Annotated in this window: 10 protein-coding genes and 1 tRNA gene; 10 read left to right on the plus strand and 1 reads right to left on the minus strand. The window is 42.9% G+C overall.

The features are described 5' to 3' along the window. The 10 genes from C8R14_RS11905 to rpoC form a co-directional block, all read left to right on the plus strand. Positions 1–207 (plus strand): EF-Tu C-terminal domain-related protein (locus C8R14_RS11905; protein WP_501037268.1); only part of this gene is annotated, 207 nt, incomplete at its 5' end. Positions 208–252: 45 nt separating this feature from the next. Then, positions 253–328 (plus strand) — tRNA-Trp (locus tag C8R14_RS11910). Between the two features lie 122 nt (positions 329–450). Continuing rightward, entirely contained in the window at positions 451–795 is a 345-nt protein-coding gene (gene secE / locus C8R14_RS11915; RefSeq protein WP_011634841.1) for a preprotein translocase subunit SecE, read from the plus strand. 18 nt (positions 796–813) lie between these two features. Then, on the plus strand, positions 814–1,347 hold the full coding sequence (gene nusG / locus C8R14_RS11920; protein WP_011634840.1) for a transcription termination/antitermination protein NusG: 534 nt from the start codon (positions 814–816) through the stop codon (positions 1,345–1,347). A gap of 116 nt (positions 1,348–1,463) precedes the next feature. Next, complete coding sequence (gene rplK / locus C8R14_RS11925) at positions 1,464–1,895, plus strand: 50S ribosomal protein L11 (protein WP_011634839.1); 432 nt, start codon at positions 1,464–1,466, stop codon at positions 1,893–1,895. Position 1,896: 1 nt separating this feature from the next. Beyond that, positions 1,897–2,592, plus strand: coding sequence for a 50S ribosomal protein L1 (rplA, locus tag C8R14_RS11930; RefSeq protein WP_011634838.1), 696 nt, complete (start codon positions 1,897–1,899; stop codon positions 2,590–2,592). Positions 2,593–2,958: 366 nt separating this feature from the next. After that, positions 2,959–3,474 carry a 50S ribosomal protein L10 gene (gene rplJ / locus C8R14_RS11935; RefSeq protein WP_011634837.1) on the plus strand — a complete coding sequence of 172 codons (516 nt, stop codon included), beginning with the start codon at positions 2,959–2,961 and terminating at the stop codon, positions 3,472–3,474. A 79-nt stretch (positions 3,475–3,553) separates the two neighbouring features. Further along, positions 3,554–3,925 carry a 50S ribosomal protein L7/L12 gene (rplL, locus tag C8R14_RS11940; protein ID WP_041353536.1) on the plus strand — a complete coding sequence of 124 codons (372 nt, stop codon included), beginning with the start codon at positions 3,554–3,556 and terminating at the stop codon, positions 3,923–3,925. Between the two features lie 365 nt (positions 3,926–4,290). Beyond that, the gene (gene rpoB / locus C8R14_RS11945; protein WP_011634835.1) at positions 4,291–8,370 is read left to right on the plus strand and encodes a DNA-directed RNA polymerase subunit beta; all 4,080 of its coding nucleotides are present in this window, start codon (positions 4,291–4,293) and stop codon (positions 8,368–8,370) included. A gap of 156 nt (positions 8,371–8,526) precedes the next feature. Further along, the gene (rpoC, locus tag C8R14_RS11950) at positions 8,527–12,741 is read left to right on the plus strand and encodes a DNA-directed RNA polymerase subunit beta' (RefSeq protein WP_011634834.1); all 4,215 of its coding nucleotides are present in this window, start codon (positions 8,527–8,529) and stop codon (positions 12,739–12,741) included. 62 nt (positions 12,742–12,803) lie between these two features. On the opposite strand, the gene C8R14_RS13830 is transcribed toward rpoC, so the two are convergent. Then, positions 12,804–13,048 (minus strand): hypothetical protein (locus tag C8R14_RS13830; protein WP_219997563.1); only part of this gene is annotated, 245 nt, incomplete at its 5' end.

The following is a 13,048-nucleotide window of genomic DNA, read 5'->3' on the forward strand; positions in this document are numbered from 1 at the left end:
TATCGCCCACAGTTTTATTTCAGAACAACTGATGTAACAGGCTCCATTGAACTGCCGGCAGGCGTCGAAATGGTGATGCCAGGTGATAATATATCAGTTAATGTCAATTTGATTGCACCAATAGCAATGAGTGATGGATTACGTTTTGCTATTCGTGAAGGTGGACGTACCGTCGGCGCTGGTGTGGTCGCCAAAGTAATCGAGTAAAATAAGCTGATAAATTTGTAGTCTGCAATTTTTTGTTTGGAAGATAGGCCAGTAGCTCAATTGGCAGAGCGTCGGTCTCCAAAACCGAAGGTTGGGGGTTCGATGCCCTCCTGGCCTGCCAAAGTATAGATATAAGCAAAGGTGAATAATTTTATTTCAAATCTTCAGGCAGGCTGAAAAATAAAAAGAAGGTTTGTAATTTGGATTTTTTTAAGTTAAAAGTAATTTTCGGGAACGAAAAAAGTGAATAAGATTAAGCTTGGAATAGCAGCACTATTAGGAGCAGCAGGCTTTTTCAGCTTTTATTTTTTGCAAGATAGCCCTGTAGTGGTAAGAGTAGTAGCTTTGTTATTAGGGTTGGTTTTCGCGACGGTCGTTATTTTATTTACGATACAAGGAAAGCAACTATTTTCATTTTTTAAAGATTCGATAGAAGAAGTAAAAAAGGTTGTTTGGCCCACCAAAAAGGAAACACTTCAGACATCTGGCGTGGTCTGTGCGTTTGTTATAACGATGGCGTTTTTTTTATGGATTGTTGATTCGGGTTTGATGGTGATCGTTAAATATGTAATGGATCAGGAAGGGTGAAAGTGTTCCGGGAGGAATATGAGTAAAAAATGGTACGCTGTTCATACCTATTCGGGTTTTGAAAAGAGTGTAAAGAAGGCATTAAGAGATCGGATCGTGCTGCACAAGTTTGAAGATAAATTTGGTGAGATCCTTATTCCTGTTGAAGAGGTGGTAGAAGTCAAGGGTGGTCAAAAAAACATAAGTGAAAGAAAGTTTTTTCCAAGCTATATATTAATTGAAATGGAAATGACTGATGAAACCTGGCATTTGGTTAAAGGCACACCAAAAGTAACGGGTTTTGTGGGAGGGACATCTATGCAGCCCATTCCAATCAGTCGCAAGGAAATAGAAAGTATATTTAATCAAGTAAGAGAGGGAGTGGAAAAACCCAAGCCAAAAGTAATTTTTGAGGCAGGGGAGGCGGTGCGTGTTAAAGAAGGACCCTTTACTGACTTCCATGGAAACGTCGAAGAAGTTAATTACGATAAAAATAAATTACGAGTGTCTGTATCAATTTTTGGGCGTCCTACGCCCGTCGAGTTGGATTTTCATCAGGTTGATAAAATATAATTGCGCAATATATGGGCGATTGTCTCCTGTGGGCGATGTAGTTTCGGAGTAGTTTGTAGCAAAAAGAGGGAGAGTATTGTAGCTAATATTCGTTTGGACCTAAAAAGGAGAATATTTTGGCAAAGAAAATAATAGGTTATATAAAACTTCAAATCCCAGCAGGGAAAGCGAACCCAAGTCCGCCAGTGGGGCCTGCACTTGGTCAACGCCAACTGAATATCATGGAGTTTTGTAAAGCTTTTAATGCGGCCACCCAAAAAATGGAGCCGGGATTACCTGTGCCAGTGGTTATTACAGCGTATGCAGATAAAAGTTTTACATTTGTTTTAAAGACGACTCCTGCATCTGTTTTAATTAAGAAATTAGCCGGTTTGAGTAAAGGTAGCGCCCAGCCTCATGTGGATAAGGTAGGTAAGCTGACTCGGAGCCAGGTAGAAGAAATTGCTAAAATTAAAATGGAAGATCTTACTGCGGCCGATATGGATGCAGCTATCCGAACAATTGCTGGAAGCGCCAGAAGTATGGGTGTTGAAGTAGAGGGAGTGTGATATGGCCAAATCTTCAAGACGTTACAAAGAAATTGCTCAAAAAATTGATCGTGATCGATTATATCCCCTAACAGATGCTTTGGCTTTGGTGAAAGAAGTTGCTACGGCTAAATTTGACGAATCAGTTGATATTGCAATTAATCTCGGTATAGATGTTCGTAAATCGGATCAGGTAGTACGGGGTGCAGTGGTCTTGCCATCCGGTACAGGTAAGACGGTGAGAGTAGCAGTTTTTGCACAAGGCGATAAAGCTAAGGAAGCGTTAGATGCAGGAGCAGATATAGTAGGTCTTGAGGATCTCGCTGAGCAAGTTAAAGCAAACGAGATTAATTTTGATTTGGCAATAGCAAGTCCTGATTCAATGCGAATAGTTGGTCAATTAGGGCAGATACTCGGTCCTCGTGGTTTAATGCCCAATCCAAAAGTGGGGACAGTAACACTTGATGTGGCAAGTGCGGTCAAGAATGCTAAAGCAGGCCAAATTCAATTCAGAGCGGACAAGGCGGGTATCGTACATTGTACTGTAGGTAGAGCTTCGTTTAGTGTAGATGCTTTGAGAGAAAATATTATAGCACTGGTTGATGCATTGAATAAATCAAAACCAGCAACATCAAAAGGTGTTTATCTACGTAAAATGGCCATTTCGAGCACCATGGGAGCAGGTGTGCGAGTTGACCATGCTGGAATAATTAATTAGTTGTAATAAAAGGCTTTGGGCTGCTGTTAAGATGTTGTATCAGCAGATTGTCAAAGACCGTTGGGGTTTTTATTATCTAAAAATAGCAATCTATAATGCTAATTGCTGTTTTTGAGTGAAAGCTTAATTGCAATAAAGGAATGGTTGCAGGTTTACTGGGTAGCGATGAGAAAACACAGTGAATCATAAAAAGTGATTATTATGTTTTTGCAGTTATTCCAAAAAATTGCGCCCAACGCAGATGGTGTGCCCATAAAGCAGGTAGAGAGAAATTTCTCCTGGTTCAGGTCGCCATTTTTAAATGGGAAATAATCGTTATGAGTAGTAACGATAATTTTTGGCTGAATTCTAAATGGGGAGAGTCTTTTGAGTCATAATCTCGAGGAAAAGAAAGCAATTGTAGCCGAGGTCAGTGATCAAATTGCAGAAGCCCAGGCTATCGTTATAGCGGAGTATCGTGGATTGGGTGTTGGGCAGCTTACCCAGTTGCGAGTCAAGGCGCGAGAATCTGGTATTTATTTCCGAGTTATCAAAAATACCTTTGTAAGGCGGGCGGTTGTTGACACCCCTTTTTCTGGGTTAGCTGAATCAATGGTAGGGCCACTTGCTTACGGAATTGGCAGTGATCCTGTGATCACTGCAAAAGTTCTTCATGAATTCGCTAAAGATAATGATCGTTTTGTAATTAAGGCTGGTGCTATGGCCGGGACAGTAATGTCCGGTAAGGATGTCGCTGCTCTCGCTGCATTACCAAGTAGAGAGGAGTTGCTGTCCAGATTGCTTGGTACTTTACAGGCGCCTGTTGCGAAATTTGTTAGAACACTTAATGAAGTTCCTTCAAAATTTGTGCGTGGGCTTGCTGCAGTATGTGATAAGAAGTAATCGGAAGCCGATATATATAGATGGCTTAAAGCGATTCGTATCAGATTGATCTGAATTTAATTTATATCAGGAGAAATAGATGGCTATGGCAAAAGGGGAAATTTTAGAATCTATCGCTAATATGACAGTTCTGGAATTATCAGAATTAATCAAAGAGTTAGAGGAGAAATTTGGTGTTTCAGCAGCGGCACCAGTTGCTGTGGCTGCTGCGCCTGCTGCTGCAGCAGCTGTTGAAGAACAAACTGAATTCTCTGTGATTCTTACTTCAGCTGGTGACAATAAGGTTAATGTCATTAAGGTTGTTAGAGCGGTCACCGGTTTGGGTCTGAAGGAAGCGAAGGATTTGGTTGATAGTGCTCCTAAAGCAGTCAAAGAAGGTATTTCTAAAGATGATGCAGAAGCACTCAAGAAACAGTTGACTGAAGCTGGCGCTGGTTGTGAGATTAAATAGTTAATTGTATTAGTAATTCAGGCTGACAGATACGGATTGTATCGTCAGCCTTTATCTCGTATGTCGGTATAGAAATAACGCTGATAAATAAAAGTATGTACTAATAGATTGTTAATTGTAATTGTTAGTTAAACCTCAAAAAATTTTTTCTCTGGCCTATCCCGGCGACATAGTTTAATAAAAGTTTCTTTGATCTTTAAATATCATGTCTGTAGTCTATGAGTTGTTGGGGTAGAGTATTTTGTTTCTTGGCCCACGTATTACCGCTATATAGGTTAAGGTTGTAGCTTTGTTTAGGTGCTCGTTTTATATCAAATAAACTGCCCTTCGATCCCGATTATATCTTCAGTGCACGGAGTGATTTAATGAGTTATTCGTTTGCCGAGAAAAAACGTATCCGGAAAAGTTTTGCTAAACGTACCAGCATTCTACCATTTCCGTTTCTTCTTGCCACCCAGATAGAATCTTACGCTGATTTTTTGCAAGCAGATGTGGCGCCTGGTAAACGGAAGAATCAGGGGCTGCAGGCAGCATTTAATGCTGTTTTTCCAATAGAAAGCCACTCTAATAACGCTCGTCTTGATTTTATAAGTTATATGCTTGGCACATCTGTGTTTGATGTTAAGGAATGCCAACAGAGAGGGTTGACTTATGCTTCTCCACTGCGCGCCAGAGTCAGGCTGACTATTATGGATAAAGAAGCTTCAAAACCAACTGTCAAAGAAGTTAAAGAGCAGGAAGTTTACATGGGAGAAATTCCTCTCATGACAGAGACTGGTTCTTTTGTTGTTAATGGTACGGAGCGTGTTATTGTTTCACAGCTGCATCGTTCACCAGGGGTATTTTTTGAGCATGACCGCGGCAAAACACATTCATCCGGTAAGTTGTTATTTTCTGCCCGTATTATTCCATACCGTGGTTCTTGGCTGGATTTTGAATTTGATCCCAAGGATTATGTCTACTTTAGGATAGATCGCCGCCGCAAAATGCCGGTTACAACTTTGCTAAAGGCAATGGGCTATTCTTCCACGCAGATTCTTGCTGATTTTTTCGAGTTTGATCACTTTACACTTGCGGGTAATAAGATTTTATTTCACCTCATACCGGAGCGTTTGCGTGGGGAGTTGGCTAGCTTTGATATCGTTTCTGAAGATGGCAAGGTTTTTGTACAAAAAGATAAGCGGATAACGGCAAAACACGTTCGTGATCTGCAACAGGCTAACCTTACTAAAATTTCTGTCCCTGAAGAATTTTTATTAGGGAAAATTTTGGCTGAAGACATCGTAGATAAGGAAACGGGGGAGGTTGTTGCCACAGCCAATAGCGAAATTAATGAAACCTTACTTGAACGAATTAAGCAGACTCAAAATAAAAATAGTGAGATTAGTACTCTTTTTGTGAATGACCTCAATTACGGCCCTTATATTTCACAAACGTTGAGGGTTGATGAAAGTACTGATCAAATGTCTGCTCAGGTTGCTATTTACAGAATGATGCGACCTGGTGAGCCTCCGACTGAAGATGCTGTACTAGCTTTATTCAATGGCCTTTTCTATTCCCCGGAGCGTTATGATTTATCTGTCGTTGGTCGGATGAAATTCAATCGGCGGGTGGGGCGTGAAGAACTAACAGGCTCTACGACCTTATCAAATGAAGATATTACTGATGTTATCAAAATACTGGTTGGGTTGCGAAATGGTAGAGGCGAGATTGATGATATCGACCACTTGGGTAATCGTCGTGTTCGTTCGGTAGGTGAATTAGCAGAAAATCAATTTAGAGCAGGTTTAGCTCGAGTTGAGAAAGCGGTTAAGGAGCGTTTGAGTCAGGCTGAATCAGAAAATCTGATGCCGCACGACTTTATCAATGCTAAACCGGTGTCTTCTGCTATACGTGAGTTTTTCGGATCAAGTCAACTATCACAGTTTATGGATCAGACTAATCCATTATCCGAAATTACACATAAAAGGCGTATATCAGCATTAGGGCCTGGCGGGTTGACGCGGGAGCGTGCGGGTTTTGAAGTGCGTGATGTGCATCCAACTCATTATGGACGTGTGTGTCCGATTGAAACTCCGGAAGGACCAAATATTGGTTTGATTAATTCGTTGGCTCTTTATGCTAGAACCAATGAATATGGATTCATAGAAACCCCATACCGCATGGTTAAGAATAGTCGTGTAACGGAGGAGGTCGTATATCTTTCAGCTATCGAAGAAAGTCAGTATGTCATTGCACAGGCAAACGCAAATTTTGATCAGACCGGGGTCTTCACTGATGAAGTTGTTTCTTGCCGCCATAAAAATGAATTTACCCTGGCGTCCAGAGACCAGATTGAGTATGTTGATATTGCGCCAGCCCAGATTGTTTCTGTGGCGGCTTCACTGATTCCTTTTTTGGAGCATGATGACGCGAATCGCGCGTTGATGGGATCAAACATGCAGCGACAGGCGGTTCCGTGTTTACGTGCCGAGAAACCTTTAGTAGGCACAGGGATTGAACGAGTGGTTGCTGTACATTCAGGAACTGCGGTTAAGGCGTTAAGAGGCGGAGTGGTAGATTATGTGGATGCAGGGCGTATAGTGATACGTGTGCATGATGCAGAGACTCGTGCCGGGGAAGTTGGGGTGGATATTTACAACCTCACCAAATACATCCGTTCAAACCAGAATACTAATATCAATCAAAGGCCTATTGTAAAAATTGGTGATATTCTTTCTCGTGAGGATGTAATTGCAGATGGTGCATCGACTGATCTGGGTGAACTGGCTCTTGGCCAGAATATGTTAATAGCATTTATGCCCTGGAATGGACTCAATTTTGAAGATTCTATTTTGATATCTGAGCGAGTTGTATCAGATGACAGATTTACTTCAATACATATTGAGGAATTAACAGCCGTCAGTCGCGATACAAAGCTTGGTACTGAAGAGGTGACCGCAGATATACCAAATTTATCCGAGCGTCAACGTGCGCGTCTTGATGAGTCAGGAATAGTTTATATAGGCGCTGAAGTTGAAGCCGGGGATGTGTTGGTGGGTAAGGTTACACCTAAAAGCGAAACACAATTAACACCTGAAGAGAAACTGCTTCGTGCGATATTCGGAGAAAAGGCATCAGATGTTAAAGATACCTCCTTGCATGTGCCAGCAGGTATTTCAGGGACTGTAATAGATGTACAGATCTTTACGCGGGAAGGAGTTGATCGAGATAAACGTTCCAAACAGATAATAGCGGATGAATTGGGGCGCTTTAAAAAAGATCTTGCAGATCAAATGCGTATTGTTGAGGCAGATGCTTTTCAGCGTGCAAAACGATTACTTGCAGGTAAAGTTGCTGCTGGAGGGCCTAAAAAATTGGCAAAAAATTCAACTATCACACAAGAATATCTCGAAAGTGTGGAAAAACATCACTGGTTTGATATTCGTCTGATTGATGAAAATACAAGCCTTCAACTGGAGCAGATTAAAGATAGCCTGGTTCAGAAAAGAAAGCTGTTTGACCTTGCCTTTGAAGAAAAGCAGAGGAAGCTTTCCCAAGGGGATGAGCTGCCGCCCGGTGTTCAGAAAATGGTGAAGGTTTATATCGCGGTTAAACGGAGACTGCAATCCGGTGACAAGATGGCTGGCCGACACGGAAACAAAGGAGTCATTTCAAAAATTGTTCCCGTGGAAGATATGCCCTATATGGCGGACGGCACACCAGTTGATGTTGTACTGAATCCATTGGGTGTTCCTTCGCGTATGAATATTGGTCAAGTACTTGAAGTGCACTTGGGTTGGGCTGCTAAAGGGCTCGGCAAGAAAATTAACGAGATGCTGATCTCTCAACGTGATGCGTCTGAAATCCGGGATTTTTTAAGTAAAATCTATAGCGATAACGGAAAACAGGAAGATTTGGTTTCTCTGGATGATAAAGAAATACTGGAATTGGCAAAAAATCTGTCAGATGGAGTTCCTTTTGCCACCCCTGTTTTTGATGGTGCTCATGAATCCGAGATCAAACATATGTTGAAATTGGCAGACCTGCCGGAATCCGGGCAAACTACGCTCTACGATGGCCGGACAGGGGAAGCTTTTGATCGCTTGGTTACCGTAGGTTATATGCATGTACTAAAACTTCATCATCTGGTAGATGACAAGATGCATGCTCGTTCAACAGGCCCTTACAGTCTTGTCACGCAACAGCCATTAGGTGGCAAGGCGCAATTCGGGGGGCAGCGGTTTGGTGAAATGGAAGTCTGGGCTTTGGAAGCATATGGCGCAGCTTATACCCTTCAGGAAATGCTTACTGTGAAATCTGATGACGTCAATGGACGAACTAAGGTTTATGAGAGTATTGTCAAGGGGGATCATAAAATTGATGCAGGTATGCCAGAATCATTCAATGTACTAGTTAAAGAAATCAGATCTCTGGGGTTGGATATCGACCTAGAACAGCATTAATATCTCTATTAGTTTGATATTGATGTGTTTGTCTCAATTTTGTATGGCAGTTCTGTGTTGATAAGCGCTCTTCTAGCCGCCTTTCAAGATTGAGACTCAAAATTTCCATTTCCTTGGCCTATTTCAGGTTTATACGTTGATTCACAGGAGTGACACGTGAAAGCACTGCTTGATTTATTCAAACAAGTTACACAGAAAGAAGAATTCGATTCCATAAAAATAGGCTTGGCTTCTCCTGAGAAAATTAGATCATGGTCATATGGAGAGGTAAAAAAACCTGAAACGATAAATTACCGGACCTTCAAGCCTGAAAGAGACGGTTTATTTTGTGCCAAAATATTTGGCCCGGTTAAGGATTATGAATGCTTGTGTGGCAAATATAAGCGACTTAAACACCGGGGTGTGATATGCGAAAAATGTGGTGTGGAGGTCACCTTATCCAGAATCAGACGGGAGCGCATGGGCCATATTGAACTGGCTTCGCCTGTTGCCCATATATGGTTCTTAAAATCATTACCTTCACGCCTGGGTCTTGTGCTCGATATAACGTTACGAGATATAGAGCGGGTTCTGTATTTTGAGGCCTATATCGTTACTGATCCAGGTATGACACCACTGACTCGTGGTCAGCTTCTGACTGAAGATGACTATCTGAATAAAACAGAAGAATTTGGGGATGATTTTAGTGCTGCAATGGGGGCAGAAGGTATTCGTGCGCTGTTGAATAGTATGGACATCCTGTCGGAAATAGAGTCTTTACGTCTTGAGATCCAAACGACAGGCTCTGAAACTAAGATTAAGAAGGCTGCCAAGCGACTCAAGGTGCTTGAGGCGTTTAATAAATCCGGCATGAAGCCGGAGTGGATGATATTGACGGTATTGCCAGTTCTGCCTCCAGAGCTAAGGCCATTGGTTCCATTGGATGGTGGCCGTTTTGCAACTTCTGATCTTAATGATTTATACAGGCGCGTTATAAATCGCAATAATCGTTTGAAGCGGTTGCTGGAATTGCGGGCACCGGAAATTATTATCCGTAATGAGAAGCGCATGCTGCAGGAATCGGTGGATTCATTGCTTGATAACGGCCGCCGGGGTAAAGCAATGACGGGAGCAAATAAGCGACCGTTAAAATCACTTGCGGATATGATCAAGGGTAAGGGGGGACGTTTCCGTCAAAACCTGCTGGGTAAGCGTGTTGACTATTCCGGTCGCTCTGTAATTGTGGTAGGGCCGCAACTCAAGCTTCATCAGTGTGGCTTACCGAAAAAAATGGCATTGGAATTATTCAAACCGTTTATTTTTAATAAGCTGGAAGTAATGGGAGTGGCGAGCACGATTAAAGCGGCCAAGAGGGAAGTAGAGAACGAAAATCCGATTGTTTGGGATATTCTGGAAGAAGTTATCCGTGAACATCCGGTAATGCTTAACCGGGCACCAACTTTACATCGACTCGGTATCCAGGCTTTTGAACCTGTTCTGATTGAAGGAAAGGCAATTCAGTTGCATCCGCTTGTATGTGCTGCTTTTAATGCGGACTTTGACGGTGATCAGATGGCGGTGCATGTTCCTTTGTCGCTTGAAGCTCAGATGGAATGCCGTACGCTGATGTTATCAACTAATAACGTTCTTTCCCCAGCTAATGGCGATCCAATCATAGTTCCTTCCCAGGATATCGTGCTAGGTCTTTATTATATGACGCGCGAAAAAGTTGGGGCGCAAGGGGAGGGAATGGTTTTTTCAGATGTTTCGGAAATAACGCGTGCTTATGAGAGCAAAGCGTTGGAGCTGAATGCCAGAATCACCGTAAGAATCAAGGAAAAGAAAAAATCTTGTGGACATGGTGAAGATCCGATTGAAACGATTACACGTTTTGAAACTACCGTTGGCAGGGCGCTCATATCTGAAATCTTGCCAGCAGGACTTCCTTTCGCCCTAGTCAACAAAACGCTTAAGAAAAAGGAAATTTCCAAGCTTATAAATGCTAGCTTCCGTTTGTGTGGTTTGCGGGAGACCGTTATATTTGCTGATAAACTTATGTATTCGGGTTTTTCCTATGCGACTCGAGGTGGAATTTCCATATGCCTGGATGATCTTGTTACGCCATCACAGAAGACCGGTATTATTCAGGCAGCTGAGCAAGAAATACATGAAATAGCAAATCAATATATTTCCGGCTTAGTTACTCAAGGAGAGCGTTATAACAAGGTGGTTGATATCTGGGCTCGTGCAGGTGATCAGGTGGCTAAAGCAATGATGGATCAGCTTAGTGTCGAACCGGTCAAAGATCAAGAGACGGGTGAAATCAGGACAGATAAAAATGGGCAGGCAGTTACGCAGGAATCATTCAATTCAATTTACATGATGGCTGATTCAGGAGCCCGAGGTTCTGCCGCGCAGATCCGTCAACTTTCAGGCATGCGTGGTCTTATGGCAAAACCTGATGGCTCTATTATCGAAACCCCGATTACAGCCAATTTCCGTGAGGGACTTAATATCCTGCAGTATTTTATTTCGACACACGGTGCCAGGAAGGGGCTGGCAGATACAGCACTTAAAACTGCTAACTCAGGATATCTCACACGTAGGCTGGTTGATGTGACCCAGGATCTGGTTATCATAGAAAATGACTGTGGTACGGATGGTGGTGTCGTAATGAAGGCTTTGGTAGAGGGTGGTAACGTTGTTGAATCCTTGCGTGGGCGAATCTTAGGGCGAGTAGCGGCGACTGATGTTATAAATCCAGAAACCGGTGAGGTTATTTGCTCGGAAGGTACATTGCTGGATGAAGATACAGCCGATGAAATTGAAGCTTGTAGTGTTGATGAAGTAAAGGTAAGGACGCCACTCACTTGTGAAACTCGATATGGACTTTGTGCGAAATGCTATGGGCGTGACCTGGGGCGTGGAACGCCAGTTAATGTTGGAGAAGCCGTGGGAGTGATTGCAGCTCAGTCTATTGGTGAACCGGGTACGCAGCTAACCATGCGGACTTTTCATATTGGTGGTGCGGCTTCAAGAGCAGTTGTTGCCAATCAGGCCGAGAGCAAATCAAACGGAGTTGTCCGTTATTCTCATCATATTCGCTATGTAAAGAATGCACAGAATGAACTAATTATAATTTCTCGTAGTGGCGAAATCCTGATCCAGGATGAGAACGGTCGTGAACGTGAGCGGCATAAAATTCCTTATGGTGCGACGTTGCATGTGCAAGATGGCGAAACAATCAAGGCAGGGCAAATCCTGGGCTCATGGGAGCCTCATAAACGTCCTATCATAACGGAATATGCCGGCAAGATACGGTTTGAGAACGTTGAAGAAGGCGTAACAGTTGTCAGACAAATTGATGAAATAACCGGGATGGCCACTCTGGTAGTTATAGACCCCAAGCGGCGAAATATTGCGCAATCCAAAGGATTACGGCCGCTTGTTAAGTTTTTGGATGAAAATGATCAGGAAATCAATATCCCAGGGACTGATCAACCTGTCAGCATTACATTCCACGTTGGTTCTATTATAACGGTACGAGATGGACAACAGGTTGGTATTGGTGAGGTTCTGGCTCGTATTCCCCAGGAGACATCCAAGACTCGTGATATTACCGGGGGGCTGCCTAGAGTGGCTGAGTTGTTTGAAGCGAGAGTGCCCAAAGATGCTGGTTTCCTTGCTGAAGCTACCGGCACGGTAGCTTTTGGGAAAGATACCAAAGGGAAACAGCGTCTTGTTATCACTGATCTGGATGGTATTGCACATGAATATCTGATTCCTAAGGATAAGCATGTGACTGCGCATGATGGTCAAGTGGTAAATAAGGGTGAGGTGATCGTTGATGGGCCTATCGACCCTCATGATATATTGCGACTGCAGGGTGTTGAGGCATTGGCGAAATATATTAGCGATGAGGTTCAAGATGTCTATCGCCTACAAGGTGTAAGCATCAACGATAAGCATATCGAAGTAATTGTTAGGCAGATGTTGCGCCGTGTCCAGATAACAAATGCAGGTGACTCAGCTTTTATTCTTGGAGAGCAGGTCGAGCGTGCTGAGGTTCTTGCCGAGAACGAAAAACTCATTACTGAAAACAAGATGCCGGCGACCTATGAGTATGTGTTACTGGGGATAACCAAGGCATCTCTTTCTACTGACTCGTTTATTTCTGCTGCTTCTTTCCAGGAAACAACTCGTGTCTTGACCGAAGCGTCTATCATGGGTAAAAAAGATGATTTGCGAGGTTTGAAGGAAAATGTAATTGTAGGCAGATTAATACCAGCAGGGACGGGCTTGTCCTTTCATAATATTCGGAAAAAACAAAGATTATCGGAAAGTACTGTCTATCTGGATGCTGACTTGACGGAGAACGAAATTGCCGAGTGATGGATGCTGTTAATAATATTGATTATGGTTGATAAGGTCAGAGGCTTTCAAAACTTTTAGCTTCATGTTTTAAAATCTTGACTTGTCTCTGATGAGAAAGTAGTCTTGGGGCGCTGTGATGTATAGAAGTGATTTTGGCTGGTTACCTGAGAGGGATTGGGGTAGCTGGTTATTGTTTGTACATTGGAAATACCGACAGGTAGATTACGGAGGAGAGAGATGAGATTAGGGGAGTATTTGAAGGGGATGCTGCTGTGTGCGGGCCTGTTGTTGATTGGGCCGGTACAGGCGGATATATCGACGGTGC

Origin of the sequence: Nitrosomonas eutropha, from assembly GCF_003201195.1 — a bacterium.
In the GTDB taxonomy this organism is placed as follows: domain Bacteria; phylum Pseudomonadota; class Gammaproteobacteria; order Burkholderiales; family Nitrosomonadaceae; genus Nitrosomonas; species Nitrosomonas eutropha.